Below are 26,200 nucleotides of genomic sequence, written 5' to 3' on the forward strand. Positions count from 1 at the left end.
GCAGCGGCCGCCGTTCCCGTACGAACGGCGGCCACTGCTCCCCGGACGGCCACGGCGGCGACCGGTCCCGCCCCGGTGTTCACGCGGTCCGGGCGGACCGGAGCCGGCGGAAGCGGCGGCTATGGCTTTCGTGCTCCGCGGATTCCGTGTCCGCTTCGTGGCGGACCGCGCGGCGGGCCCGGGCGGCCTCGCGGACGAGGCGCTCGTGGTCGGCCCGGCGGATGAGGTCGGCGGTGCGCAGCTGCTGGAGCTCGTACTCGTGCATGGTGTGTCCTTCGAGGAGAGGCCGGTCACGGAGGGTTTCTCCGCGATGACCTCACTCTCGTCTCCCAGGTGGGGCCGCCACATCGGGAGAGTTCCGCATCTTCGGCGGCGCACGGGGCCTTAGACACGGCTGAGGGGCCTCAGGGGCTCCGTAAGGTGCTTACGGAACGCCTAAGACCCCTCAGGACCTGCGGGCTCTCAGCTCGCGGACGGCAGTCCGAGCAGGATGCCGGTGTACTTGAGGACGGCCAGGAGCAGGCCGATGACGCCGAGCGCGACTCCCGCCCAGGCGACGGACTTGATCCAGGGGGCCTGGATCCTGCCCGGCGTGCCGAACGCGGGGCGGGCGAGCGTCACGACACCGACGACCAGCGCGATCAGCGCGAACAGGCCGCCCCACAGGGCGGTGGTCTGCCAGGCGTCGCCGTAGACCGCCTGGATCTGCTGGGCCACGCCCGCGTTCTGCGCGGTCTCCAGCTGACCGACGAGGTTCTGGCGCGCGGCGGCCACGGTGCCGACCCAGCTGCCGGTGAGCGAGACGACGCCCAGCGCGGCGGAGACCACGGCGGCAGCGCCCTGGCCGATGCCGGAGGGGCTCTCCTCCTTGGTCTGCGCGTCGTCGGCCGCGGCCGGGACCTCGGTCTGGTGCACCTCGTCGGACTCGGTGGTGTCCACCGCCTTCTCGTCGGTCGTGGCCTTGGTGGCCTCGGTCTCGTCCACTGCGTTCGTAGCCATGTCTCGCACCGTAGGGTCGCTGTCTGAGAAGTCTCTTAATGATCGTCGTGAGCGGCACGCGCGCGTGCGGCGCGCCACTCGGGCGCCAGCACCGACCAGACTTCGAGATCGTGCCGTACGCCACCATAGGGGTGTGCCTCGCGTCGCACACCGTCACGGGTCATACCGAGTCGCCGCGCCACGTTCAGGCTCGGCTGGTTGCCGGAGGCGGCGACCCACTCGACGCGGTGGATGCCGCGCTGCTCGACGGCCCAGTCGATGAGGACCCGCATCGCGCGGGTGACCAGGCCCCGGCCCGTTCCGGCGGGCTCCAGCCAGCAGCCGACCTCGCAGTTTCCGGTCGCCGCGTCGAAGTTCAGGAACAGCACCCCGCCCACCAGCGTCCCCTCCAGCCACAGGCCGTGCAGGGACCCCGTGTCGGCGGCGCGCATGTCGGCGTAGAGCTGGAGCTTCGCACGGGCCGAGAGCAGGTCCGTCTCGGTCGTCCCGAACGGGATGTACTGCCCGATGAACTCCCGCCCCCGCTCCAGGTGCGCCAGGAACTCCCCGGCGTGCCAGGACTCCAGGGGCCTCAGTTCGGCGTCGTCACCCAGCGATATCGCGTACATCCCGCTGCCGCTCCTCCTCCGCCAGGACGTCCGCCACCTCGGCGTCCGTCGCGGCGGCCAGCCTCTCATGGGCGGCACGGCTCTCGGGCGGCTCGATGCTGAGGCGCGGCATGCGCTTGTCCAGCCAGCCGGGCAGCCACCAGTTGGCGCCGCCGAGCAGGTGCATCAGGGCCGGGACGAGGAGGGTGCGCAGGACGAAGGCGTCCAGGGCGACGGCGGCGGCCAGGGCGATGCCGAACATCGCGATCACCCGGTCGCCGCTGAGCACGAAGGCCAGGAAGACGGAGATCATGATGACCGCCGCCGAGTTGATCACCCGGCTGGTCTCGGCGAGGCCGACGCGCACGGCCCGCCGGTTGTCGCCGCTCTCCAGCCACTCCTCGTACATCCGGCTGACCAGGAAGACCTGGTAGTCCATGGAGAGGCCGAAGAGCACCGACACCATGATCACGGGCAGGAAGGGCTCGATGGGCCCCGCGCTGCCGAGGCCGAGCAGCTCGCTGCCCCAGCCCCACTGGAATATCGCGACCACCACGCCGAAGGCGGAGGCCACGGCGGCGACGTTCATCAGGGCGGCCTTCAGCGGGATGCCGACGGACCGGAAGGCGAGCAGGAGCAGCAGACAGCCCAGACCGATGACGACCCCGACGAACAGGGGCAGCTTGGAGACGATGACGTCGGCGAAGTCGTCGTAGCCGGCCGTCATACCGCCCACCTGCACGTCGAGCGAGGTGCCCGACTCGGCGCGCGGCAGCACCTCGCCGCGCAGCCGGTCGACGAGGTCGCTGGTCGCCAGTGACTGCGGGGAGGACTCCGGGACGACGGTGAGGTAGGCGGTGTGGCCGCCGGAGTCGAACGTCACCGGGGTCACCGAGGCGACGCCGTCGGTGGCGCGGAGCGTGCCGTCGAGGTTGTCCAGGGCGAGTTTGTCGTCGCCACCGTCGACCTTCGTGACGAGGGTGAGCGGGCCGTTCACACCGGGGCCGAAGCCGTCGGCGAGCAGGTCGTAGGCCTGGCGGGTGGTCGCCGTCCGCGGTCCGTTGCCCTGGTCGGAGGTGCCCAGGTGCAGGGAGAGGGTGGGCAGCGCGAGGACGGCCATGACGACCAGGGCGACCGCGCCGAGCACCTTGGGGTGGCGTTCCACGAAGGCCGACCAGCGGGCCGCGAAGCCGGTGGGCACCTCGGGTTCGGGCCCGTGCTCCGCGAGGCGGCGGCGCTCACGGCGGCTGAGCGCGCGCATGCCGATGAAGGACAGCAGGGCGGGCAGCAGCGTGACGGAGGCGGCGACGGTGAGGATCACCGTGAGGCTGGCCGCGACGGCGACGCCGTTGAGGAAGCTCAGCCGGAGGATCAGCATGCCCAGCAGGGCTATGCAAACGGTGGCACCCGCGAACACGACCGCCCGTCCCGTGGTCGCGACGGCGTTCGTGGCGGCCTCGGTGACGGACAGCCCGCGCTTCAGCCCGCGCCGGTGCCGGGTGACGATGAACAGCGCGTAGTCGATGCCGACGCCGAGCCCGATGAGCAGGCCCAGCATGGGTGCGAAGTCGGCGACGGTCATGACGTGCCCGAGCAGCACGATCCCGGCGTAGGCGGTGCCGACGCCGACCAGGGCGGTGGCGATGGGCAGCAGGGACGCGGCGAGCGAGCCGAAGGCGAGGAACAGCACGACGGCTGCGACGATCACGCCGACGATCTCGGCGAGGTGCCCGCCGGAGGACTCGGTGAGCGCGACGGCGCTGCCGCCCAGCTCCACCTGGAGCCCGTCGTTCTCGGCGCTCTTCGCGGTGTCGACGACGGCCCGCGCCTCGCCCTCGGCGATGTCCTCGGCCCGGTCGTCGAAGGTGACCGAGGCGTACGCGGTACGGCCGTCCCCGCTGATGCGGCCCGTGCCCGGCCCGTCGTAGGGGCTGGTGACCGAGGCCACGCCGGGGAGGTTCTCTATCCGGTCCAGGGTGCGGGTCATCGCCTGCTCGACGTCGGCGGCGCGGACGCTGCCGGACGTGGTGTGCCAGACGACGGTGTCGCTGTCACCGCCGAGCTGCGGGAAGCCCTCGTGCAGCAGCTCGGTGGCGCGGCCCGACTCGGTACCGGGGACCTCGTAGTCGTTCGAGTACGTGGTGCCGGCGACGGCGGCGCCCGCGGCGATCCCCGCGAACGCGAGGAGCCACAGCAGGACGCTGAGCAGACGGCGCTGGACACACCAGCGTGCGAGGGCTGCCACGAATCGTGCTCCCGGAGTTGCCTTGTGTGGATCTTTGGCCGGGAACAGTCGTGCATGAACTGAACAGCCAGCAAAGAACGCATGAGCAATGCGCCATCACTCTTACAGGCTCACGAGATCATTTGTCGCTTTCGTGGGCTTATTCACAGCGGCCGGACTCAGTCGAACTGGTCCCCCAGCGCCATCACCATCACGCCCGCGATCAGCAGCCACAGTGCGCGCCGGGTGCGGCCGCGGGAGCCCAGCACGGCGGCGGCAGCGCATACGGCGGCCCCGCCGGCGTACGCGGCCGGGACCAGGGCCGGTGCCGAGCGCGTGAGGCGGAGCAGCGCCGCGGCCAGACCGGCCAGGGTCAGTGCGGCGCCGGTGCCCGCCGCCGTCCAGCGGGCCCGGCGGGCGTCTTCCAGGGGATCGTCGGCCTCGTCCTGCTCGGCGCCTTGCTCGACGTCCTGCTCGGCGGCCGCCTCCGAGTCCGTTATCTCTGGGTCGGTGTCGGAATCAGCACGTCCACTCATGGCCGAGACGGTAGCGCGCCGGGCGGGGAAAACCGGGTGCGGGTCCGTCGGACCGCTTGCTAGCGTCCGTCGGTCCGAGAAATGCCCGCGGCCTCCCGCCGCCCAGCCGAAGCAGGTGCATTGTTTGACGGTCCGACCGAGCTCCGACGCATCCCCTTTCTTCATCAAGGACTCAAGGAGCCCGTTCACCGATGTCGGACATCACTTCCCGGACCTCGAACGACCCCCTCTCTGACCGTGTGAGCCACCCCGGCTACCCCCGCAGCAACGGCTACGACGCCCGCTGGACCATCGACAACCAGATGGGCCCGCACGCGCTGTGGCTGCTGGAGTGGCTGGCCCCCGCCCTGGGGCTCGACACCCTGAGCCCCGGTTCCCGGGTGCTCGACCTGGGCTGCGGACGCGCCATGACGTCGATCTTCCTCGCCAAGGAATACGACGTGCAGGTCACCGCCGCCGACCTGTGGATCAAGCCCGACGAGAACGCCGGGCGCATCGCCGAGGCGGGCGTCACCGACCGTGTCCTGCCCGTGCACGCCGAGGCGCACGACCTGCCCTTCGGCGAGGGCAGCTTCGACGCGATCGTCTCCATCGACGCCTACCAGTACTTCGGCACGAACGACCTGTACCTGCCAGAGCTGACGCGGCTGCTGAAGCCCGGCGGGCGGATCGGCGTCGTCGTACCGGCGCTGCGCGAGGAGATCGACGGCGTCGAGCCGCCGGAGCATCTCGAGCCGTACTGGGAGCCCGGATTCTGGTGCTTCCACACGGCGGCCTGGTGGCGGCGCCACTGGACCCGCGGCGGAGTGGAGGTCGAGACCGCGGACTGGCTGGAGGACGGCTGGCGCGACTGGCTGCGGTGGAGCGAGGTCGTGGCCGAGGAGCACACGGACGAGTTCCACATCCGGATGGCCGGACGGTCGGCCGAGATGCTGCGTCTCGACCAGGGCTCCACGCTCGGCTTCGTCCGGGTCGTGGGACGCAGGCACTAGGAAACGAACAAGCACAGGGGGGATGCACCGAGCCGGTGCATCCCCCCTGTGGGGTCCCCTGGGGATCAGCCCTCGCTGACGCCCAGCTTCTCCAGGATCAGCTCCTTGACGCGGGCCGCGTCGGCCTGGCCGCGCGTGGCCTTCATGACCGCGCCGACCAGGGCGCCGGCCGCGGCCACCTTGCCGCCGCGGATCTTGTCCGCGATGGCCGGGTTGCCGGCGATGGCCTCCTCGACGGCCGTGCCCAGCGCGCCCTCGTCGGAGACGACCTTCAGACCGCGCTTGTCGACGACCTCGTCGGGGGTGCCCTCGCCCGCGAGGACGCCCTCGATGACCTGCCGGGCCAGCTTGTCGTTCAGGTCGCCCTTCGCGACGAGCTCGGTGACCCGGGCGACCTGCGCCGGCGTGATCGCCAGTTCGTCGAGCGCCTTGCCCGACTCGTTGGCGCTGCGGGCCAGCTCGCCCATCCACCACTTGCGGGCGGAGGCCGCGTCGGCCCCGGCCTCGATCGTGGCGACGATGGGCTCCAGCGCACCGGCGTTGAGGATCGCCTGCATGTCGGTGGCCGAGACGCCCCACTCCTCGCGGAGCCGGCTGCGGCGGACCAGCGGCAGCTCGGGCAGCCCGGCCCGGATCTCCTCGACCCACTCACGGGACGGGGCCACCGGGACGAGGTCGGGCTCCGGGAAGTACCGGTAGTCCTCGGCCTCCTCCTTCACACGGCCCGAGGTCGTCGACCCCGTGTCCTCGTGGAAGTGCCGGGTCTCCTGGATGATCGTGCCGCCGGACGACAGCACGGCCGCGTGCCGCTGGATCTCGAAGCGGGCCGCGCGCTCCACGGACCGCAGCGAGTTGACGTTCTTCGTCTCCGAACGCGTGCCGAACTTCTCGGTGCCGTTCGGGCGCAGCGACAGGTTCACGTCGCAGCGCATCTGGCCCATCTCCATCCGGGCCTCGGAGACGCCGAGCGCCTTGATGAGCTCGCGCAGCTCACGGACGTAGGCCCGCGCGACCTCGGGGGCACGCTCGCCCGCGCCCTCGATCGGCTTGGTGACGATCTCGATGAGCGGGATGCCGGCGCGGTTGTAGTCCAGCAGCGAGTGCGAGGCGCCATGGATGCGGCCGGTGGCACCGCCGACGTGCGTCGACTTGCCGGTGTCCTCCTCCATGTGGGCGCGCTCGATCTCCACGCGGAAGGTCTCACCGTCCTCCAGCTGCACGTCGAGGTAGCCGTTGAAGGCGATCGGCTCGTCGTACTGGGAGGTCTGGAAGTTCTTCGGCATGTCCGGATAGAAGTAATTCTTCCGGGCGAAGCGGCACCACTCGGCGATCTCGCAGTTCAGCGCGAGGCCGATCTTGATCGCGGACTCGACGCCGGTGGCGTTGACGACCGGCAGCGCGCCGGGCAGGCCGAGGCAGACCGGGCAGGTCTGCGCGTTGGCGTCCTGGCCGAGGGCGGTCGAGCAGCCGCAGAACATCTTGGTCTTGGTGCCGAGTTCGACATGGACCTCGAGGCCCATGACGGGGTCGTACGACGCGAGTGCGTCCTCGTACGACACCAGGTCGGTCGTGGTGGTCACGGTGAACTTCCCTCTCAGCCCAACAGGACGTCGTCGTCGCCCAGCTGCTTCAGCTCGCGGTAGAGAATGGCCAGGTTGGTGACGACAGCCGCTCCGGTCACGACGGCGTCGAGCAGCCGCAGCGTGTCGTTGTCTCCGCGGGCCTTCTTGATCTGCTTGTAGACACCGACGGCGCCGAAGGCCGACGTGGCCATCGACACGTACAGACCGGACTTGGACTTCTTGAAGCCCTTGGCCTTGGACAGTGCGCTCACAGCGACGGAGCCTCCTCGATCAGCGGGTGGCCCCACTTTTCCACGAAGGCGGCCTCGACGGCTGCTCCCACCTTGTACAGGCGGTCGTCCTTCATGACGGGGGCGATGATCTGCAGGCCGACCGGGAGGTTGTCCTCCGGGGCGAGACCGCACGGCAGCGACATGGCCGCGTTGCCCGCCAGGTTGGTCGGGATGGTGCACAGGTCGGCGAGGTACATCGCCATCGGGTCGTCGGCGCGCTCGCCGATCGCGAAGGCGGTGGTCGGGGTCGTCGGGGAGACGATCACGTCGACCTGCTCGAACGCCTTGTCGAAGTCCTGCTTGATGAGCGTGCGGACCTTCTGGGCGCTGCCGTAGTAGGCGTCGTAGTAGCCGCTCGACAGGGCGTAGGTGCCGAGCATGATGCGGCGCTTGACCTCGGGGCCGAAGCCGGCCTCGCGGGTCAGGGAGGTGACCGCCTCGGCGGAGTTGGTGCCGTCGTCGCCGGTCCGCAGGCCGTAGCGCAGGCCGTCGAAGCGGGCGAGGTTGGAGGAGCACTCGGAGGGCGCGATCAGGTAGTACGCCGACAGCGCCAGGTCGAAGGACGGGCAGTCCAGCTCGACGATCTCGGCGCCCAGCTCCTTGAGCAGCGCGACGGACTCGTCGAACCGCTGGATGACGCCGGCCTGGTAGCCCTCGCCGCGGAACTGCTTGACGACGCCGACGCGCATGCCCTCGACGCTGCCGTTGCGGGCGGCCTCGACGACCGGCGGGACCGGGGCGTCGATGGAGGTCGAGTCGAGCGGGTCGTGCCCGGCGATGACCTCGTGCAGCAGGGCCGCGTCCAGGACCGTGCGGGCGCAGGGCCCGCCCTGGTCGAGGGAGGAGGAGAAGGCGACCATGCCGTACCGGGACACCCCGCCGTACGTCGGCTTCACACCGACCGTGCCGGTGACGGCGGCGGGCTGGCGGATGGAACCGCCGGTGTCCGTGCCGATGGCGAGCGGGGCCTGGAAGGAGGCCAGCGCGGCGGACGAACCGCCACCGGAGCCGCCGGGGATCTTGGTGAGGTCCCAGGGGTTGCCGGTCGGGCCGTAGGCGCTGTTCTCGGTGGAGGACCCCATGGCGAACTCGTCCATGTTGGTCTTGCCGAGGATGACCACGTCGGCGGCCTTCAGGCGCTGGGTGACCGTCGCGTCGTAGGGCGGGATCCAGCCCTCGAGGATCTTCGAACCGACGGTGGTCGGGATGCCCTCGGTGGTGAAGATGTCCTTCAGCGCGAGGGGCACACCGGCCAGGGGGCCGAGCTTCTCCCCCTTGGCGCGCTTGTCGTCGACGGCGCGGGCCTGGGCGAGGGCGCCCTCGCGGTCGACGTGCAGGAAGGCGTGCACCTTCTCGTCGACGGCCTCGATGCGGGCGAGGTGGGCCTCGGTGACCTGCACCGCGGTGAGCTCGCCGGAGGCGATCCTCGCGGCGGTCTCGGCGGCCGTGAGCTTGATGATGTCCGTCATGGCGATTAGTCCTCCCCCAGGATCTGCGGCACCTTGAAACGCTGCTGCTCCTGGGCCGGGGCGCCGGAGAGCGCCTGCTCGGGGGTGAGCGACGGACGGACCTCGTCCGCCCGCATGACGTTCGTCAGCGGGAGGGGGTGCGAGGTCGGCGGTACGTCTTGGTCGGCGACCTCGCTGACGCGGGCGACCGCGCCGATGATGTCGTCCAGCTGTCCCGCGAAGTGGTCGAGCTCTTCGGGCTTCAGCTCCAGACGCGCCAGCCGGGCGAGGTGGGCGACCTCCTCGCGCGTGATGCCAGGCATGCAGCGATCCTCTGGGGTGAGTGAATGTGGTGTGGCCCAATCCTATGGGGCGGGGGGCCGTGCCCGTTAAACGGTTTGCCGCGCCGGAGGCTCATGGGGCGCGCTCAGACCGCGAAGAGCAGTCCGGCAGTGATCAGGACGACGACCGCGGTGGCGAAGTGGATCCCGAAGGCCACCGCCTTCGTACCGCCGTGGCGCAGCACGATCAGCGTGTCGCCGAGCGGTACGAGTGCCACGCCGAGCATGAACCAGGCCTCGGCCCGGGCCCCCGCGAAGGCGAGCAGCGCCAGGCCGACGAGCCCGAAGGTTCCGTCTCGCAGGCCCTTGATCGTCAGGTAGGCGCCGGCGTCGCCGCCGGGGTCTGCCGGGACGCCGTAACCGGCGGCGGAGGGGGCGGGCTGGAACAGGAACCGGTAGCCGAGGAACAGGCAGAACAGGTTGAGCACGACGGCCAGGGTGTAGGCGGCGACGGTCACGTCTTCTCCTCGTTTCTAGCGGTGCTAGCGATTTGAGCGAAGCTAGCAGAGCGCCGACAGGAACGCTAGCGGTGCTAGAATTTCGCTCATGACGATCCAGACGCGCCGGGAGCGCGAACGAGCCGAACGCGAGCGGCTGATCGTGACGGCCGCACGGGAACTGGCGGAGGCGGAGGGCTGGGACGCGGTCACCACCCGTCGGCTCGCCGATGAGATCGAGTACAGCCAGCCGGTCCTCTACAGCCACTTCAAGGGCAAGGGCGCGATCATGGCGGCGGTGGCGGTGCAGGGCTGCGCGGACCTGGCCGACGAACTCCGGGCGGCCCGCACGGCGACCGGGAGCACCCGCGAGGCGCTGGCGGCGGTGGGCGCGGCGTACACCGCCTTCGCCCGGCGGCGGCCCGCGCTCTACGACGTGATCTTCACGCTCGCCGTGGACCTGCCCTTCGCCACCCCCGAGGCGCCGGCGGCCCTCCAGGCCGCCTTCGGCGAGCTGGTGCAGGCCGTCCGGCCGATCGCGGCCGAGGGCGAGGACATGGGAGCGCTGACGGAGACGTACTGGGCCGGACTGCACGGGCTGGTGACCCTGATGCGCAGCGGCCGGCTGCCCGAGGAGGCGCACGAGCGACGGCTGGCGCTGTTCATCGACCACTTCGTGCCTCAGGGCACGGACTGAGCGCTCATCCAGAAGGACCGGACGAACCGGACGGAGGGGGCGGAGCGGAGCCGTGGGGACGTGCCGCGGGGCACGAACCGCTGCCGCCGTACCCCGCCGCACGGCCGGGAGGCCCGAGTGCCGGGCGACCTCGGGCGGGAGAGCCTCACCCCTCGGCCGAATCGCACAGCCGGATGAGCGGAACGGCGGGCGGGAGGGTCACTCGTCGGCTGTCGCCGCGGGCAGCGCGGCGCGCGGCCGCTGCCACCCTCGGGGCCCCCGCGCCCGCAGCCACGCCGTGGTCTCCTCCGGGGGCATCGCGGCCGCGACCAGCCACCCCTGCACGGCGTCGCAGCCGAGGTCGCGCAGGCGTTCCCAGGTCTCGTCGTCCTCGACGCCCTCGGCGACGACGAGCAGGCCGAGGGAGTGGGCGAGGTCGACCGTGCAGCGCACGATCTCGGCGTCCTCGGTGTCGACCGCGAGCCGGGCCACGAACGAACGGTCGATCTTGAGCTCGCTGACCGGGAGCCGGCGCAGGTGCACGAGCGAGGAATAGCCCGTGCCGAAGTCGTCGAGGGACATCTTCACGCCGTGCGCGGTCAGTTGGTTGAGGGTGTCGGCGGCGCGCTGCGGGTCCTCCAGGAGGACGTGTTCCGTTATCTCCAGTTGGAGCGCTCCCGCCGGGACGCCGTGCCGGGCCAGCCGGGCGGCGACGGAGCCGGCGAAGCCGGGGGTGTGCACATCGCGCGGGGAGACGTTCACCGCGACCGGGACGAACAGGCCCTGCTCCCGCCAGCGCGCGACCTGGCCGAGCGCGGTCTCCAGCACGTACTCGGTGAGGTGGGGCATCAGGCCCGAGGACTCGGCGATCGCTATGAACTCGTCCGGCGGCACCTTGCCCCGCTCGGGGTGCACCCAGCGGACCAGGGCCTCCAGGCCCGCGACCTGCCCGTCGAAGCGGACCTTGGGCTGGTAGTGCAGATGCACCTCGTGCGCGTCGAGGGCGCGGCGCAGATCGCCCAGCAGGCCGAGGCGGTCGGGGGTGTTGGAGTCGCGCTTGGACTCGTAGACCTCGACGCCGGTGCGGTCCCGCTTCGCCTGGTACATCGCCACGTCCGCCCGCCGCAGCAGACCTTCGGCGTCCAGGGCGTGGTCGGGGAAGACGGCGACTCCGGCGCTGGCCTCCAGGACGAGGGTGAGGCCGTCGAGGTCGAGGGGGGAGCTGAGGGCGGCGACGAGGTTGCGGGCGACCCGGGTCGCGGAGGTCGTGGAGTCGGCGACCGGGAGTAAGACGGCGAATTCGTCCCCGCCGAGCCGGGCGGCCTCCGCCCCGCGCGGCAGCGCCACCCGCAGCCGGTCGGCGATCTGGAGCAGCAGCCGGTCACCGGCGAGATGACCGAGCGTGTCATTGACCGACCGGAACCGGTCGAGGTCGATCAGCATCAGGGCGGCGCGGGCGTTGATCCGCTCCGCGTCGTCCAGCGCGGTCCAGATGCGCTCCAGCAGCCACTGCCGGTTGGGCAGCCCGGTCAGCGGATCGCGCAGCTGCTCCTCCGCCCGGGCCCGGGCTATCCACAGCGTGGAGTCCAGGGCGATCAGGGGGATGGAGAACAGCGGCAGCAGGATCGGCTTGGCCACGGCGACCACGCAGACCAGCGGCGCGATCCCCAGCAGCGCGACCGCGACCAGGCCCTGTCTGACCAGGGCGGTGCGGGCGACGGTGGGCAGTCCGGGGCGCGGGGCGTGCAGGTACCAGAGCAGGACGCGGGTGACCAGCAGGTAGGCGACGGCGACCAGGGCCACCTGGGGTGCGGTGGCCAGTGTCCAGGCGGCGGGCTCCGCCGGGGACTCGACGGACGGCACGGTTCCGAAGGCGGCCAGCACGAGCGCGCCGGCGCCGATGCCGAGGAGGTCGACCGCGCCGTGCAGCACGCCCTGGCGCCAGCGGTTGCGACGGGCTACGCCGACCAGCACGACGACCGTGAGGCTGACCATGCCGGCCGGAACCCAGCCGTAGAGCAGCAGCACGGCGAGGGTGAGGGCGGCGCCGGAGCCGGTGCCGCCCCACCAGCGGGAGCGGCCCAGCATGACGAGGTGGCCGACGATGATGCCGGTGAGCACGGCCAGCGACCAGCCGGCGGTGCCGGCCGGGAAGAGCGCGTGGCCGCCGGTGAAGCCGCGGTAGAAACCGGCGCCCAGGACGAACCCGGCCGCCGCGACGACGGCCGCGGGCAGCGCGGGCCAGGAGTGGCGCCGTTCGCCGTCGGCGTCGTCCGCGCCGGTCAGTCCGGTCGTGCGTTCGGTGATCGGCTGTGCTCCGGGCCCGTCCGCGGCGCGCCCCCCGCCGCCGCGCCCGTCCGGGGTGTACTGTCCGACGGCGCGCACCTCCGCACCCGGACGCCCCGCCGGCCGCACGGCCCCACGGACTGCACGCCAAGCGACCGCCATGCGGCGCAGGTGCAGCCGTGAGCCCGGCACGGCGCTCTCGGTCGGTTCCATTCCCGTCCCTCTCACAGCCGGCGGTGCCCACGCCCCGCGGCCCGGTGCCCGACAACCCTTCGGGCGGCCCGCGTTGGAAAACCCTTCCCCGCGCTCTGTGCGAGCACGAAGATGCCCCGACCGCAGCTGGGCACGGCAGGCGCACATCTCAACAGTAGGCCGCAGAAGGCTTCCACGGGCGGCGGTCGCCAACGGTTGCCCGAATGCGCCCTGGCCACCCGTATGCATCTGGTATGCGCCGAACGGGTGGCCTTCAACCGCTACTCCTCGGCCGAAAGAGCGACTTCGGCCGCCGCGTCCGGTCCCCGCTCCAGCAGGACGCCGAAACCCTCCTCGTTCAGGACCGGAACCTTCAGCTGCATCGCCTTGTCGTACTTCGACCCGGGGCTGTCACCCACGACGACGAACGACGTCTTCTTCGAAACCGAGCCGGTCACCTTCGCTCCGCGGCTCTGCAGCGCCTCCTTGGCGCCGTCCCGCGTGAAGTGCTCGAGGGTGCCGGTGACGACGACCGTGAGGCCTTCGAGGGGGCGCGGCCCCTCGTCCTCGCCGGTGCTCTCGGCCTCCATGCGGACGCCGGCGGCCTTCCACTTACGGATGATGTCGCGGTGCCAGTCCTCGGCGAACCACTGCTTGAGGGAGGCGGCGATGGTCGGGCCGACGCCCTCGGTGACCGCCAGCTCCTCCTCCGTGGCCTGGTCGATGCGCTCGATCGAGCGGAACTCGCGGGCCAGCGCCTCGGCCGCGACGGGGCCGACGTGACGGATCGACAGGCTGGTGATGACGCGGGCGAGCGGGCGCTCCTTGGCCGCCGCGATGTTCTCCAGCATGGCAACCGCGTTCTTGCGGGGCTTGCCCTCCTGGTTGGCGAAGATCGTGGCGACCTTCTCCTCGCCCGTCTTCGGGTCCCGCTTGGGCAGCCCGCTGTCCGGGTCGAGGACGTACGCCTTGATGGGCAGCAGCTGCTCGATGGTGAGGTCGAACAGGTCGCCCTCGTCGACCAGGGGCGGCGTCTTCGGCTCCAGCGGGGCGGTGAGGGCGGCCGCGGCGACATAGCCGAAGTGCTCGATGTCCAGGGCCTTGCGGCCCGCGAGGTAGAACAGGCGCTCGCGCAACTGGGCCGGGCAGGTGCGGGCGTTCGGGCAGCGCAGGTCGACGTCGCCCTCCTTCATCGGCCGCAGCGCCGTGCCGCACTCGGGGCACTCGCTCGGCATGACGAACTCGCGCTCGCTGCCGTCGCGCAGGTCGGCGACGGGGCCGAGGATCTCCGGGATGACGTCACCGGCCTTGCGCAGCACGACCGTGTCCCCGATGAGGACGCCCTTGGCCTTGACCACGTCCTGGTTGTGCAGCGTGGCGAACTCGACCTCGGAGCCCGCGACCGTGACCGGCTCGACCTGGGCGTACGGGGTGACGCGGCCCGTGCGTCCCACGCCCACGCGGATGTTGACGAGCTTGGTGTTGACCTCCTCCGGCGCGTACTTGTACGCGATCGCCCAGCGCGGGGCGCGCGAGGTGGAGCCGAGGCGGCCCTGGAGGGGGATCTCGTCGAGCTTGACGACCACGCCGTCGATCTCGTGCTCCACGGAGTGGCGGTTCTCGCCGAAGTAGGCGATGAACTCCCGGATGCCTTCCAGGCCGTCGACCACCTTGTTGTGCCGGGAGGTGGGCAGGCCCCAGGCCCCCAGCAGGTCGTAGGCCTGGGAGAGACGGGTCAGGCCGGTGAAGCCCTCCAGGGCGCCGATGCCGTGGACCACCATGTGCAGGGGGCGGGTGGCGGTGACGCGCGGGTCCTTCTGGCGCAGTGAACCGGCCGCCGCGTTGCGCGGGTTGGCGAACGGCTTGTCGCCGGCCTCGACGAGGCGGGCGTTGAGCTCCTGGAACTTCTCCATCGGGAAGTAGACCTCGCCGCGGATCTCCACGAGGTCGGGGACGGAGTCGCCCTTGAGGCGGTCGGGGATCTCCGCGATCGTCCGCACGTTCGGCGTGATGTCCTCACCGGTGCGGCCGTCGCCGCGGGTGGCCGCGCGGGTGAGGCGGCCGTGCTCGTAGGTGAGGTTCACGGCGAGGCCGTCGACCTTCAGCTCGCACAGGAAGTGGTAGTCCTGCTCGCCCAGTTCCCTGGCGATGCGCTCCGTCCAGGCGGCCATCTCCTCGTCGTTGAACGTGTTGTCGAGGGAGAGCATCCGCTGGCGGTGCGCGACCGCCGTGAACTCCGTCTCGTAGGACCCGGAGACCTTCTGGGTCGGCGAGTCCGGTGTGCGCAGCTCCGGGTACTCCTCCTCCAACGCCTCCAGGGAACGCAGCAGCTGGTCGAACTCCGCGTCGCTGACGACGGGAGCGTCGTTCACGTAGTAGCGGAAGCGGTGCTCCTCGACCTGCTCCGCGAGGCGCGCGTGCTTCTCCCGTGCCTCTGCGGGCACCGTCGTCGTCTCCGCTTGCTTGTCGCCGGCCACCGTGTCGTCCTCCCGTTACTCTGGGTTGTCCGCGAGGGATCTCGCCGCCCGGGCGCAGTGCGCGAGAGCCGTGCGCGCGTACCCCGGGGAGGCCCCCGCGAGTCCGCACGCCGGGGTGACCGTGACCGCCTCCGCGAGAAGCCCCGGTGACAGCCCCAGCCTGCGCCACAGCGTCCTGACACCCATGACGCTACCGGCAGGGTCTGACAATGGGCCCTCCGTGCCCGGGACGACACCGGTGAAGAGCCGGGTCCCGCCCTCCACGGCCTCCCCGATGCTCTCGTCGTCACGCTCGGTGAGCAGGGAGAAGTCGAAGGAGACGGCGGCGGCGCCGGCCCGGCGGAGCAGGGCGAACGGCACGTCCGGGGCGCAGGAGTGGACCACGACCGGGCCGGCCGTGTGCACCCCGACGAGGTCGCGCAGCGTCTGCTCGACGAGCTGCCGGTCGACGGCCCGGTGGGTGCGGTAGCCGCTGGCGCTCTTCACCTGGCCGCGCAGGACGGCGGTGAGGGACGGCTCGTCGAGCTGGAGGACGAGCTGCGCGCCGGGGATCCGCCGCCGCAGCTCGGCGAGATGCAGACGCAGGCCCTCGGCGAGGGAGGCGGCGAGGTCACGGCAGGCCCCCGGGTCGGAGAGGGCCACCTCGCCGCCTCGCAGCTCCAGGTTGGCGGCGAGGGTCCAGGGGCCGACGGCCTGGACCTTCAGCGGCCCCTCGTACTCCTGCGTGAACTCCTCCAGTGCGTCGAGGTCCTCGCCGAGCCAGGAGCGGGCCCGCTTGGTGTCGCGCCCCGGCCGGTCCCCGAGCCGCCATCCGCTGGGCTCCACGCGCGCGTACAGCTCGACGAGCATGCCGGCGCTCCGCCCGATCATGTCCGCGCCGGGCCCCCGGGCGGGCAGTTCGGGCAGGAAGGGGAAGTCCTCGAAGGTGCCGGTGACGGTCTTGGCGGCCTCACGGGCGTCGCCGCCCGGCATGGATCCCACGCCGGTGGCCGTGCCGAACCTGAACTGGCTGTTTTCGCTCACCGGAGAAGCCTACGCAGGGGCTTCACCGGGGTCAGCTCCCCGGGCGCACCGTCAGGTCGTTGACCTCCGCGTCCCGCGGCAGGTCCAGGGCCATGACGATCGTCGTGGCGACCGACTCCGGGTCGATCCACCGCGCGGCGTCGTACTCCTTGCCCTCCTGCTGGTGGACCTTGGCCTGCATGGGGCTGGCCGTGCGGCCGGGGTAGACCGAGGTGACGCGGACCCCGTTGCCGTGCTCCTCGTGGCGCAGGGAGTCGGCGAGGGCCTTCAGGCCGTGCTTGGAGGCGGCGTACGCGGACCAGCCGGCGTGGGCGTTGAGGCCAGCGCCGGAGTTGACGAAGAGCACGTGGCCGCGGGCGGCGCGCAGTTGGGGCAGGAAGTGGCGGGTCAGCTCGGCGGGGGCGACCAGGTTGACGTTGAGCTGGTGGCGCCAGGTCTTCGGGGTGAGCTCGCCGACCGGGCCGAGGTCGACGACGCCGGCGATGTGCAGCAGCGAGTCGACGCGGTCCGGCAGCGACTGGTGGGAGAAGGCCCAGGACAGCTTGTCGGGGTCGGCGAGGTCGCCGACCAGGGTCTTCGCCCCGGGGAAATCGGCCGCCAGCTCCTTCGCGCGGCCCGCGTCGCGCGCGTGCAGCACGAGGTCGTCCCCGCGCGCGTGCAGGCGGCGGGCCACGGCCGCGCCGATGCCGGAGCCGGCTCCGGTGATCACATGAGTAGCCATGCCCGCCATGCTCGCATCAGCGCCGGGGCCTTGGTCACTCGATGCCCCGGCTCTCCTCCAGGTAGGCCAGTGCGCCGACCGGCTCCTCGGCGAAGAACACCAGGTCGGTGAGCGGGCGGGGCAGGAAGCCCTCGGCGTCCATGCGGCGGAACTGCTCCTTCAGGCCGTCGTAGAAGCCCGCGGTGTTGAGCAGGACCACCGGCTTGTCGGTGTGCCCGTGCTTCTTCAGCTCCAGGATCTCGGTCGCCTCGTCGAGCGTGCCCGTGCCGCCGACCATGATCACCACGGCGTCGGCCCTCTCCAGGAGCAGCTTCTTGCGCTCGGCGAGGTCCTTGGCGACGACCATCTCGTCGACGCCCGGGCGGGCCTTGGCCGCGAGGAACTGCACGGAGACGCCGGCCAGCCGGCCGCCCGCCTCCTGCACCCCGTCGGCGACCACCTTCATGAGGCCGACGTCGGAGCCGCCCCAGACGAGCGTGTGACCGCCCTTGCCCAGCAGTGTCGCGAACTCCCGCGCGGGGCGGGTGTAGCGCTCGTCGAGGTCGGCGGCGGACAGGAAGACACAGATGTTCATGGGCCCACCGTACGGGCCCGGTCCACCGTGACGCTGACCCGCATTTTGGACTGGCGGTGGGGCAGGCGCTCCCAGTCGTCCATGAACCGGGCGGTCAGGCCGTGCCGCGCGGCGAGGTCGGTGAGGGTCCGCGTCCGGTAGTAGAAGTCCTCGTGCAGGACCTGGTGCTCCTCGCCCTCGGTGCGGTCGAAGGTGAAGTCGAAGAACCCGCCGGGTGCGAGGATCCGGCCGACGTGGGCGAAGCACTCCTCGATGACGTGCAGCGGCGAGTGCGAGAAGACGCTGTGCGCGTGCACGACGTCGAAGTGCGCGTCCGGCAGGAAGGCGAAGGTGAGGTCGTCGGCGAGCGCCAGGTAGGGCAGTTTGGGCTGGAGCCTCTCGGCCACGAGGGTGTCCTGGGCGGCGAGCAGGATGTGCGGCGAGATGTCGATGCCGTAGTAGTGCCCGGTGTCGAGGTGGTCGATGAACAGCCGCCCGGCGCGCAGGTTGCCGCAGCCGATCTCCAGCATCCGGTGGTGCGGCTGGAGGCCGTGGCCCACCAGGTAGTCGAACTGCATGCGGCCGATCCGCGCCCACTGCTCGCGCGAGGGGTTGTGCCCCACCGCCGCCTCGGTGCTGCGGGCCGCGTCCGAGGCCATGACGGCCCGGTAGTACGCGATGTGGTCGGGGTGGCGCAGCCGCAGCCAGGCGTCCCGCACCGCGCGCCGGGCGTGCGCGGGCACACGCTTCGGGTGGCGCAGGGCGTAACGGACCTGGTGGAGCAGGCGGGAGCGGTTTCCGGCCGTTTCCGTGGCGCGCATAAGGGCCTCCTGCGGCGAGGGAAGAACTCCGCTTCAGCCTGCGCTGTACCGGAGGAGTCGGCTACCCAAGGAGGGGCGATCGTGACCAGAGGACATCGCATCACCATCGAGCGGAGCGGCGGGCACGTGCGCGTGGTGCGCGGCGGGCAGGTGCTGGCGGAGAGCGACCGGTCGCTGGTCCTGCGCGAGACGGGCTGTCCCGAGCGGTACTACATCCCGCCCGAGGACGTGCGCCTGGACCTGCTGACGCCCTCCGACGCCCAGACGTACTGCCCGTTCAAGGGCACCGCCTCCTACTGGTCGCTGCCGGACGCGCCGGACCTCGTCTGGGCGTATCCGGACCCCAAGCCGGACGTCGCCGAGATCAAGGACCACCTGTGCTTCTACGAGGTGGAAGTGTTCTGATCGGCTGACGCGCCGCCCGCCTCACCGATGAAAACCGCGCCGTGCGGCAGTCTGCATGAGCATGGACAAGAAGATCCTTTCGCGCGACGGCACCCGCATCGCCTACGAGAGCACCGGACGCGGCCCCGCGGTCGTCCTGGTGAGCGGCGCGATGTCGACGGGCGGCACTCTGGCGCCGCTGGCCGTGTCGCTCTCGGAGCGTTTCCAGGCAGTGGTGTACGACCGCCGGGGCCGCGGCGCCAGCGCGGACACCGCGCCGTACGCCGTGGAGCGTGAGGTCGAGGACCTGGCCGCGGTGATCGAGGCGGTGGGCGGTGAGGCGCTGCTGTACGGCATCTCCTCGGGCGGGGCGCTGGCACTGGAGGCGGCGGCGAGCGGACTGCCGGTGCGGCGCGTGGCCGTCTACGAGACGCCGTTCGCGATGTCCGAGGAGGGCGCCAAGGAGCGAGCGGAGTACACCGAGCGGCTGACGGAGGCGCTCGGCGAGGGGCGGCGCGGGGACGCGGTCGAACTGTTCCTGCGGCTGACCGGCCTGGCCGAAGGGGTCATCCAGGGCGCCCGCCAGTCCCCCATGTGGGCCGGCATGGAGACGATGGCCTCGAGCCTCGCCTACGACGACGCCGTGATGCGCGACGGCCGGGTCCCCCGCTCCCGGCTGGGCTCGGTCGACGTGCCCGTCCTGGCGGTCGCGGGCGACGCGAGCCCGGCCTGGCTGCGCGAGGCGGCCCGGGCGATCGCGGACTCGGTCCCCGAGGGCACGTACCGCACGCTCCAGGGCCAGACGCACATGGTCGAGCCGAACGTGCTGGCGCCTGTGCTCACGGAGTTCTTCAGCCGGGACTGAGGCGGGGGGCGCGGGGGCACGCGCGCGTGGAGCCCGCCCCCGGGCCCCGCAGCGGGATCAGGCCACGCCCGCCGCCGCCCGGGTCGTCGACGCGATCGTCGCCGAACCCACCACGCGCGTGCCGTCGTACAGCACGATCGCCTGGCCGGGGGCGACGCCGCGGACGGGCTCGGTGAAGGTGACCTCCAGGGAGCCGTCGACGACCTCGGCACTCACCTCGGTCTCGCCGCCGTGGGCGCGCAGCTGGGCCGTGTAGGTGCCGGGGCCGGTGGGGGCGGCGCCGCACCAGCGGGGCTTGACGGCGGTGAGGGCGCCGACGTCCAGGGCGGACGCCGGGCCGACGGTCACCGTGTTGTCCACCGGCGAGATGTCGAGGACGTAGCGCGGTTTGCCGTCGGGGGCCGGGGTGCCGATGCGCAGGCCCTTGCGCTGGCCGATGGTGAAGCCGTACGCGCCCTCGTGCGTGCCGAGCTTCGCGCCGGTCTCGTCGACGATGTCGCCCTCGGACCTGCCGAGCCGGTCCGCCAGGAAGCCCTGGGTGTCGCCGTCGGCGATGAAGCAGATGTCGTGCGAGTCGGGCTTCTTGGCCACGGCCAGGCCCCTGCGCTCGGCCTCCGCGCGGATCTCGTCCTTGGTGGTGACGGTGTCGCCGAGCGGGAACATGGCGTGGGCGAGCTGCCGGTCGTCCAGCACGCCGAGGACGTACGACTGGTCCTTGGCCATGTCGGAGGCGCGGTGCAGTTCGCGGGTGCCGTCCTCGCGCACGATCACCTGGGCGTAGTGGCCCGTGCAGACCGCGTCGAAGCCCAGCGCAAGCGCCTTGTCGAGGAGGGCGGCGAACTTGATCTTCTCGTTGCCGCGCAAGCAGGGGTTGGGGGTGCGGCCCGCCTCGTATTCGGCGACGAAGTCCTCGACGACGTCCTCGCGGAAGCGGTCGGCGAGGTCCCACACGTAGAACGGGATGCCGATGACGTCCGCGGCGCGGCGGGCGTCGCGTGAGTCCTCGATGGTGCAGCAGCCCCGCGCGCCGGTCCGGAAGGATTGGGGGTTGGCGGAGAGCGCGAGGTGGACGCCGGTCACGTCGTGACCCGCTTCGGCGGCGCGGGCGGCGGCGACGGCGGAGTCGACTCCGCCGGACATGGCGGCCAGGACGCGGAGGGGGCGGGGGCGCTGCGGGGTTTCAGTCATAACCCTTCCAGGGTACGGGGGCGCGGGAACCAGGGCCGCCGGGTATCCGTTGACGATCACATGGGAGAGCGGAAGGCTTCGAAGGACGGCGACCGGAAGGTCGGCCGCCGCGCGCTGCTGATCGGCGGCACGGTGGCCGCGGCGGGCTCCGCCGTGCTCGCCAGGGACGAGCTGGCGCGCCTGTGGTGGCGCGCTCCGGGCGTCGAGAAGCCGCGCAAGGAGGGCGAGGTCGACTACACGGGCGCGCGCTGGGTGGCGGCGTCGGACGCGAACTGGCGGCGCGCGGACCGCCCCGACGACTACGGCATAGACATGGTCGTCGTCCATGTCACGCAGGGCAGCTTCGACAGCGCGGTGAAGGCCTTCCAGGACCCGGGGCACAAGGCGGCCGCGCACTACATCGTCCGCCAGGACGGGCATGTCACGCAGATGATCCGCGAGCTGGACGTGGCGTACCACGCGGGCAACCGCGACTACAACGAACGCAGTGTCGGCATCGAGCACGAAGGCTTCGTGGACCGCCCGCAGGACCTCACGGACGAGATGTACGAGGCCTCGGCCCGTCTCACGGCCCGGATCTGCGCCCGCTACGACATCCCCGTCGACCGCGAGCACGTCATCGGCCACGTGGAGGTCCCGGGCACGGACCACACGGACCCGGGGCGGCACTGGGACTGGGAGAAGTACATGCGCCTGATACGGCGGGCGCGTACGACACCGGCCTGACCGTACGGTCCGGTTCCCGAGTTCCCGACCGCCGCCTGGGTTCCCGTCGGGCGGTGCTACGTCAGCCCCGCCGCCCTCGCCCGTTCCACCGCCGGGCCGATGGCCTTCGCCAGGGCCTCGACGTCGGCCTCCGTGGAGGTGTGGCCGAGGGAGAAGCGCAGGGTGCCGCGGGCCAGGTCGGGATCGGTGCCGGTGGCCAGGAGGACATGGCTGGGCTGGGCGACGCCGGCGGTGCAGGCGGAGCCGGTGGAGCACTCGATGCCCTGGGCGTCGAGCAGGAGCAGCAGGGAGTCGCCCTCGCAGCCGGGGAAGGTGAAGTGCGCGTTGGCCGGAAGGCGCCCCTGCGGGTCCGGGTCGCCGCCGAGGATCGCGTCCGGCACGGCCGACCGGACCGCGGTGACGAGGGCGTCGCGCAGGGCGCCGATCTCGCGGGCGAACCACTCGCGCTGCTCGGCGGCCAGCTGCCCGGCGACGCCGAAGGAGGCGACGGCGGGCACGTCGAGGGTGCCGGAGCGCACATGGCGCTCCTGACCGCCGCCGTGCAGGACCGGTACGGGGGTGTGCTCACGGCCGAGGATCAGCGCGCCGATGCCGTAGGGGCCGCCGATCTTGTGGCCCGAGACCGTCATCGCTGCGAGGCCGGAGGCGGCGAAGTCGACCGGGACCTGACCGAAGGCCTGGACGGCGTCCGAATGCAGCGGGACCCCGAACTCGGCTGCCGCGTCGGCGAGTTCACGGACGGGCAGGATCGTCCCGATCTCGTTGTTCGCCCACATCACGGTGGCGAGGGCCACGTCGTCGGGGTTGCGGGCGATCGCCTCGCGCAGGGCGTCCGGGTGGACGCGGCCGTGGGAGTCGACCGGCAGGTACTCGATGGTGGCGCCCTCGTGTTCGCCGAGCCAGTGCACGGCGTCGAGAACCGCGTGGTGCTCGACGGGGCTGGCGAGGACGCGGGTACGGGCCGGGTCGGTGTCGCGGCGTGACCAGTAAAGGCCCTTGACGGCGAGGTTGTCGGCCTCCGTGCCGCCCGAGGTGAAGACGACCTCGCTGGGGCGGGCGCCGAGGGCTTCGGCGAGGGTCTCGCGGGCCTCCTCGACGGTGCGGCGGGCCTGCCTGCCGGATGCGTGGAGGGAGGACGCGTTGCCGGTGGCACCCAGCTGGGCGGTGAGCTCCTCTACCGCCTCGGGGAGCATCGGGGTGGTCGCGGCGTGGTCGAGGTAAGCCATGGTGAGCCTGATTCTACGGCTCCCCTGCGACCGGCCTCAGATCAAGGCTGGCCGAACGCGCACCGCTGTCCGGCGCGGCGACGGCCCGTCGTCCCCGGGCCCGGCCGCGGCGTACCGGCGGACGGTAGTCCGACGGCGGCTCAGATGCTCCACGAGATCGTGCTGTCGAACTCCATGAAGGCCGCGAGGACCAGCAGGTCGGCGACGCCCAGGCCCAGGCCCAGCAGCGCGCGGCCGCGGCGCTCGGTGCCGCGCCACAGGGCGACGCTCGCCAGCACGATGGCGATCGGGCCGAGGAAGAGGTTGAGCACGAGCAGGCCCAGCAGGCCCAGGATGAAGGACGCGACGGCCATGCCGTCGGTGTCACGGATGCCGGTGCGGCGCGAGGCCGGAGCGGTGAGCTGCATGATGATCGGCTCCCGAAGTCGGATCGAAGGGGTGGCGGTCGGTGTCAGTGGGCCTGCGTGTGGCGCCGGCGGCCGCGCTCGCGGAGCGCGAAGATGCCGAGCCAGACGGCGATGACGGCGCCGACGGCGACGGAGAAGCTGAGCGGCGCGTGGGCCACGGTGCCCAGGACGACACCCAGCAGCAGGAGTGCGGCGACGATGAACAGCACGGGTAACAGCCCCCAGGATTTCGGTGAACGATTGTAGTTACAGTTGTTCACTGACTTCCCAGTCTAACGCTTCTTACGACTTTCCAATTCCAGAGAACAGTTGTTAACTGCATGGTATGAGTCACACCCTCGGCATCCGGCAGGCCCAGAAGCAGAAGACCCGGCAGGCACTCCTGGACGCGGCCCTGGGGCTGCTGGAGGAGCAGAGCCTGAGCAGCCTGGGACTGCGCGAGGTCACCCGTGCCGTCGGCGTCGCCCCGACCGCCTTCTACCGCCACTTCCGCTCCACGGCGGATCTGGGCGTGGCTCTGGTCGAGGAGGCGCTGGGCAGCCTGCACCCGATGATCCGGACGACGGTGTCCACGACGGGCGACCGCGAGGAACGCGTCACGCGCACCATCGACCTGATCGCCCGTCACGTCGACGGGTACCCCGCGCATGTCCGTTTCATCGCCCGTGAACGACATGGCGGAGTTCAGCCGGTCCGGGAGGCGATACGGGAGCAACTGGCCCGGTTCGCCCAGGATGTCAAGGACGAACTGGCCAAGGACCCGGTGTCGAGCGGCTGGAGCGAGGACGACCTGCTGATGCTCGCGCACCTCTACGTCGACCAGATGCTGAGCACGGCGTCGCTGTTCCTGGAGGCCCTGGAGGGGCCGGAGGAGGAGCGTCCGGACCGGACCCGGCACGTCGCCCAGCTGGCGACCCGCCAGATGCGGCTGATCGGCCTCGGCCGGCGACACTGGCTGGATTGACACCCTCGGGCAACGCACAGGGGCGGCGCGCCCGTTCACCGGACGCGCCGCCCCAGCCGTGCCCCCGGGCGGGCCCGGGTCGGCCTTCCTGCGCCTGCTGCGTCTACTGCGCCTACCGCTCCTTCTGCGACTGCTGAGGCTGCTGCCCCTGGCCCTGCCCGCCCGCGGCCTGGCCGCCGCCACCCGGGCCGCCGCAGCCGCCGCCCTGGCCGCCACCGGGGCCGCCCTGGCCACCCTGACCGCCTCCCGGAGCGCCGCTGGGCATCCCCGAAGGAGCCCCGGACGGCGTACCCGTCGGCTTGGCACCCGCGGAGGCGGCGCCCGACGGGGCACCGGAGGGCGCGCCGGAAGGAGCACCGGACGGAGCACCCGAAGCCGCCCCCGACGGCGCCTGGCAGGCCTGCTGCCCAGCACCGCCGCCACTGTTCGAGGAGGACGAGGAGTCGCCCGAGCCGCAGGCCGCCAGGGCCAGGGGCGAGAGCGCCAGCAGGGCCACGGCGGGGAGGAGACGCACACGCTTCATGAGAGACAGCTCCAGGGAGGATGAGGGAGTCCTGAGGCGAGTACTCAACCAACGCCGCTTAGGCCTCCCTTGGGGCCACCCTGTGACCTGCCTGTCAACGAGGCAAAGTTCAGCCCAGCCGCACCCGCGCCAGCTGCCGGGACTGCGCGACCAGCCGGTCCGCGCTGTCCCACACCTCGGCGTCCTCCTCCAGGAAGCCGCCGGCGAGGTTGCGCGTGGTGATCGACACCCGCAGCGGGCCCGGGGCCGGGCGGCAGCGGACGTGCACGGTCAGCTCGACGGTCGGCACCCAGCCCTTCAGCCCGATCTCGAAGGCGGTGGGCGGCAGCGCGTCCACCGCGAGCAGCAGGGAGAGCGGGTCGGGGTCGCGCCCGTCCGCGAGGCCGAACCAGGCCCGCATCTCACCCTTGCCGGAGGGCTGTCCGAGAGCCCAGCCGAGGGTCGACGGGTCGAGCTTGAGCATCAGGCGGTCGGCGATGGCCGAGCTGCCGTCGACGGGGGCGGGCCCGTCCTCGGGGCCGAAGCAGTGCTCCAGCGGCGGGATCGCGGGCGGCCGGGCCGTCGTACGGACGTCGTCGGGCAGGGTGTCCAGGTCGCCGTAGGAGGCGAGGACGCGGATGCGTTCCACCTCGCGGCCCTCGTCGTCGTACTGGAAGAGGGAGGCCTGGCCGGTCGACAGGGTGCGGCCGGTGCGGACGACGTCCGTGCGGACGACCGCCGGGCCGGGCTGCGACGCGGTCAGGTAGTGCGCCGAGATCGTGAAGGGGTCGGCGTGCGGCAGGGCGTCCGCGAGGGCGCGGCCCAGGACCGCCAGCAGGTAGCCGCCGTTGACGGCGCTGATGATCGTCCAGCCGGCGGAGAGGTCGATGTCGTAGACGCCGGGCGCGCGGCGGGTGAGCGCGGTGTCGCGGTCGAACTCGCTGGCGCCGATCGTGGCCCGGGCGGCCGGGGCGGTGGCTGCTTCTGGCATGGCTGAACAGTACAAGAACTAGCTACTAAGCGGTAGCTTTGTGTTCGCGACCTGGATCACGTCATCCGTAGGAGCAAGAGCCTCAGGTGGGCGTCCGCCGTCACGGCAGGACGGGCTGCTCCTCCTCGCTCACCGTCGACCGCCGGTGCCACGCCCGCGGAGCTCGCCAGTGGTACCGCATCGCGAGCAGGCGCAGCACGAAGGCGGTGATCACCGCGACACCACCGGTGAGCGGGTTCAGCGCGTCGTAGCGGATGCACAGGGCGACCAGGGCGGAGCCGACGATCGCCGGGACCGCGTACAGGTCGCGGTCCCAGCGCAGCAGCGAGGGCACCTCGTTGGCGAGCACGTCCCGCAGCACACCGCCGCCCACGGCGGTGGTCAGTCCCAGACCGGCGGAGGCGGTCAGGCCGAGCCCGTACTCGTACGCCTTGGTCGTGCCGGCGACGCAGAACAGGCCGAGACCGGCCGCGTCGAAGACGTTCACGGCGACCTGGATGCGCTCCACCTGGGGATGCAGGAAGAAGACCAGGAGGGTGGCGAGCAGCGGGGTGAGGAAGTACCCCAGGTCCGTGAAGGCGGCGGGCGGTACGGCCCCGATGACCAGGTCCCGGAACAGCCCTCCGCCCAGCGCGGTGACCTCGGCGAGGACGGCCATGCCGAACACGTCGAAGTTCTTGCGCACGGCCAGCAGGGCGCCGGAGATCGCGAAGACGAAGATGCCGATCAGGTCGAGCGAGTGCTGGACGGACGGGCTGAAGAGTTGCTGGAGCACCCGA

29 protein-coding genes are annotated in these 26,200 nt (G+C 71.9%); 6 read left to right on the top strand and 23 right to left on the bottom strand.

The genetic code is table 11. The annotated features are described in order from the left end of the window. Positions 1–79: 79 nt before the first annotated feature. From G3I77_RS24925 to G3I77_RS24945, 5 genes are all read right to left on the bottom strand, one after another. Entirely contained in the window at positions 80–265 is a 186-nt protein-coding gene (locus G3I77_RS24925; protein WP_248507278.1) for a hypothetical protein, read from the bottom strand. A gap of 197 nt (positions 266–462) precedes the next feature. Then, positions 463–999, bottom strand: a complete 537-nt coding sequence (locus G3I77_RS24930) for a hypothetical protein (RefSeq protein ID WP_248507279.1) — start codon at positions 997–999, stop codon at positions 463–465. A 35-nt stretch (positions 1,000–1,034) separates the two neighbouring features. Next, on the bottom strand, positions 1,035–1,607 hold the full coding sequence (locus G3I77_RS24935; RefSeq protein ID WP_248507280.1) for a GNAT family N-acetyltransferase: 573 nt from the start codon (positions 1,605–1,607) through the stop codon (positions 1,035–1,037). Beyond that, positions 1,585–3,831, bottom strand: a complete 2,247-nt coding sequence (locus tag G3I77_RS24940) for an MMPL family transporter (protein ID WP_248507282.1) — start codon at positions 3,829–3,831, stop codon at positions 1,585–1,587. Before G3I77_RS24940 ends, G3I77_RS24935 begins: the two co-directional genes overlap by 23 nt. 158 nt (positions 3,832–3,989) lie before the next feature. After that, on the bottom strand, positions 3,990–4,346 hold the full coding sequence (locus G3I77_RS24945) for a hypothetical protein (protein WP_248507284.1): 357 nt from the start codon (positions 4,344–4,346) through the stop codon (positions 3,990–3,992). A gap of 191 nt (positions 4,347–4,537) precedes the next feature. On the opposite strand from G3I77_RS24945, the gene G3I77_RS24950 reads away from it, so the two are divergent. Further along, entirely contained in the window at positions 4,538–5,338 is an 801-nt protein-coding gene (locus G3I77_RS24950; RefSeq protein WP_248507286.1) for a methyltransferase domain-containing protein, read from the top strand. A 65-nt stretch (positions 5,339–5,403) separates the two neighbouring features. Here the strand turns inward: G3I77_RS24950 and gatB are convergent, their stop codons facing one another. From gatB to G3I77_RS24975, 5 genes are all read right to left on the bottom strand, one after another. Next, the gene (gatB, locus tag G3I77_RS24955) at positions 5,404–6,918 is read right to left on the bottom strand and encodes an Asp-tRNA(Asn)/Glu-tRNA(Gln) amidotransferase subunit GatB (RefSeq protein WP_248507287.1); all 1,515 of its coding nucleotides are present in this window, start codon (positions 6,916–6,918) and stop codon (positions 5,404–5,406) included. 14 nt (positions 6,919–6,932) lie between these two features. Further along, positions 6,933–7,172, bottom strand: coding sequence for a hypothetical protein (locus G3I77_RS24960; protein ID WP_248507288.1), 240 nt, complete (start codon positions 7,170–7,172; stop codon positions 6,933–6,935). Further along, positions 7,169–8,662, bottom strand: coding sequence for an Asp-tRNA(Asn)/Glu-tRNA(Gln) amidotransferase subunit GatA (gatA, locus tag G3I77_RS24965; RefSeq protein WP_248507289.1), 1,494 nt, complete (start codon positions 8,660–8,662; stop codon positions 7,169–7,171). Before gatA ends, G3I77_RS24960 begins: the two co-directional genes overlap by 4 nt. A gap of 5 nt (positions 8,663–8,667) precedes the next feature. Continuing rightward, positions 8,668–8,964 (bottom strand): Asp-tRNA(Asn)/Glu-tRNA(Gln) amidotransferase subunit GatC, encoded by a 297-nt coding sequence (gatC, locus tag G3I77_RS24970; protein ID WP_018531282.1) that lies wholly within the window; start codon positions 8,962–8,964, stop codon positions 8,668–8,670. Between the two features lie 104 nt (positions 8,965–9,068). Then, a complete protein-coding gene (locus G3I77_RS24975) occupies positions 9,069–9,440 on the bottom strand; it encodes a DUF4267 domain-containing protein (RefSeq protein ID WP_248507290.1) in 372 nt (123 codons plus the stop codon). A gap of 88 nt (positions 9,441–9,528) precedes the next feature. On the opposite strand from G3I77_RS24975, the gene G3I77_RS24980 reads away from it, so the two are divergent. Continuing rightward, on the top strand, positions 9,529–10,116 hold the full coding sequence (locus tag G3I77_RS24980) for a TetR/AcrR family transcriptional regulator (RefSeq protein ID WP_248507291.1): 588 nt from the start codon (positions 9,529–9,531) through the stop codon (positions 10,114–10,116). A gap of 198 nt (positions 10,117–10,314) precedes the next feature. Here the strand turns inward: G3I77_RS24980 and G3I77_RS24985 are convergent, their stop codons facing one another. The 6 genes from G3I77_RS24985 to G3I77_RS25010 form a co-directional block, all read right to left on the bottom strand. Then, positions 10,315–12,594, bottom strand: a complete 2,280-nt coding sequence (locus G3I77_RS24985) for a bifunctional diguanylate cyclase/phosphodiesterase (RefSeq protein ID WP_248507293.1) — start codon at positions 12,592–12,594, stop codon at positions 10,315–10,317. Between the two features lie 260 nt (positions 12,595–12,854). Next, a complete protein-coding gene (gene ligA / locus G3I77_RS24990; RefSeq protein WP_248507295.1) occupies positions 12,855–15,050 on the bottom strand; it encodes an NAD-dependent DNA ligase LigA in 2,196 nt (731 codons plus the stop codon). Between the two features lie 15 nt (positions 15,051–15,065). After that, positions 15,066–16,073 carry a methionine synthase gene (locus G3I77_RS24995; RefSeq protein WP_248507297.1) on the bottom strand — a complete coding sequence of 336 codons (1,008 nt, stop codon included), beginning with the start codon at positions 16,071–16,073 and terminating at the stop codon, positions 15,066–15,068. A 31-nt stretch (positions 16,074–16,104) separates the two neighbouring features. Then, positions 16,105–16,794, bottom strand: coding sequence for an SDR family oxidoreductase (locus G3I77_RS25000; protein ID WP_248507299.1), 690 nt, complete (start codon positions 16,792–16,794; stop codon positions 16,105–16,107). Positions 16,795–16,828: 34 nt separating this feature from the next. Further along, positions 16,829–17,368: a TIGR00730 family Rossman fold protein gene (locus tag G3I77_RS25005; protein ID WP_033313276.1), complete on the bottom strand. Its 540-nt coding sequence runs from the start codon at positions 17,366–17,368 to the stop codon at positions 16,829–16,831. Then, a complete protein-coding gene (locus G3I77_RS25010; protein ID WP_248507301.1) occupies positions 17,365–18,168 on the bottom strand; it encodes a class I SAM-dependent methyltransferase in 804 nt (267 codons plus the stop codon). Before G3I77_RS25010 ends, G3I77_RS25005 begins: the two co-directional genes overlap by 4 nt. Positions 18,169–18,249: 81 nt before the next feature. On the opposite strand from G3I77_RS25010, the gene G3I77_RS25015 reads away from it, so the two are divergent. Continuing rightward, positions 18,250–18,573, top strand: a complete 324-nt coding sequence (locus G3I77_RS25015) for a DUF427 domain-containing protein (protein WP_248507304.1) — start codon at positions 18,250–18,252, stop codon at positions 18,571–18,573. Between the two features lie 61 nt (positions 18,574–18,634). After that, positions 18,635–19,417, top strand: a complete 783-nt coding sequence (locus tag G3I77_RS25020; RefSeq protein ID WP_248507306.1) for an alpha/beta fold hydrolase — start codon at positions 18,635–18,637, stop codon at positions 19,415–19,417. 57 nt (positions 19,418–19,474) lie between these two features. Here G3I77_RS25020 and mnmA read toward each other — a convergent pair whose 3' ends face one another. Continuing rightward, positions 19,475–20,605: a tRNA 2-thiouridine(34) synthase MnmA gene (gene mnmA, locus G3I77_RS25025; RefSeq protein WP_248507308.1), complete on the bottom strand. Its 1,131-nt coding sequence runs from the start codon at positions 20,603–20,605 to the stop codon at positions 19,475–19,477. Positions 20,606–20,665: 60 nt separating this feature from the next. Here mnmA and G3I77_RS25030 point away from each other — a divergent pair, with 60 nt between their 5' ends. After that, positions 20,666–21,331 carry an N-acetylmuramoyl-L-alanine amidase gene (locus G3I77_RS25030; RefSeq protein ID WP_248507310.1) on the top strand — a complete coding sequence of 222 codons (666 nt, stop codon included), beginning with the start codon at positions 20,666–20,668 and terminating at the stop codon, positions 21,329–21,331. Positions 21,332–21,387: 56 nt separating this feature from the next. Here G3I77_RS25030 and G3I77_RS25035 read toward each other — a convergent pair whose 3' ends face one another. The 3 genes from G3I77_RS25035 to G3I77_RS25045 all read right to left on the bottom strand — a co-directional run bounded on the left by G3I77_RS25035 (position 21,388) and on the right by G3I77_RS25045 (position 23,173). Continuing rightward, on the bottom strand, positions 21,388–22,557 hold the full coding sequence (locus G3I77_RS25035; RefSeq protein WP_248507312.1) for a cysteine desulfurase family protein: 1,170 nt from the start codon (positions 22,555–22,557) through the stop codon (positions 21,388–21,390). Positions 22,558–22,697: 140 nt separating this feature from the next. Then, positions 22,698–22,964: a DUF4190 domain-containing protein gene (locus tag G3I77_RS25040; RefSeq protein WP_248507314.1), complete on the bottom strand. Its 267-nt coding sequence runs from the start codon at positions 22,962–22,964 to the stop codon at positions 22,698–22,700. Positions 22,965–23,008: 44 nt separating this feature from the next. Then, complete coding sequence (locus tag G3I77_RS25045; RefSeq protein WP_248507316.1) at positions 23,009–23,173, bottom strand: hypothetical protein; 165 nt, start codon at positions 23,171–23,173, stop codon at positions 23,009–23,011. A gap of 116 nt (positions 23,174–23,289) precedes the next feature. On the opposite strand from G3I77_RS25045, the gene G3I77_RS25050 reads away from it, so the two are divergent. Next, positions 23,290–23,928 (top strand): TetR family transcriptional regulator, encoded by a 639-nt coding sequence (locus G3I77_RS25050; protein ID WP_248507318.1) that lies wholly within the window; start codon positions 23,290–23,292, stop codon positions 23,926–23,928. 112 nt (positions 23,929–24,040) lie between these two features. On the opposite strand, the gene G3I77_RS25055 is transcribed toward G3I77_RS25050, so the two are convergent. The 3 genes from G3I77_RS25055 to G3I77_RS25065 all read right to left on the bottom strand — a co-directional run bounded on the left by G3I77_RS25055 (position 24,041) and on the right by G3I77_RS25065 (position 26,196). Next, positions 24,041–24,451, bottom strand: coding sequence for a hypothetical protein (locus G3I77_RS25055; RefSeq protein ID WP_248507320.1), 411 nt, complete (start codon positions 24,449–24,451; stop codon positions 24,041–24,043). A gap of 109 nt (positions 24,452–24,560) precedes the next feature. After that, positions 24,561–25,421, bottom strand: coding sequence for a thioesterase family protein (locus G3I77_RS25060; RefSeq protein WP_248507322.1), 861 nt, complete (start codon positions 25,419–25,421; stop codon positions 24,561–24,563). Between the two features lie 100 nt (positions 25,422–25,521). Further along, positions 25,522–26,196 (bottom strand): trimeric intracellular cation channel family protein, encoded by a 675-nt coding sequence (locus tag G3I77_RS25065; RefSeq protein ID WP_248507324.1) that lies wholly within the window; start codon positions 26,194–26,196, stop codon positions 25,522–25,524. Positions 26,197–26,200 lie beyond the last annotated feature (4 nt).

The sequence above is a fragment of the Streptomyces sp. D2-8 genome, from assembly GCF_023184515.1.
In the GTDB taxonomy this organism is placed as follows: domain Bacteria; phylum Actinomycetota; class Actinomycetes; order Streptomycetales; family Streptomycetaceae; genus Streptomyces.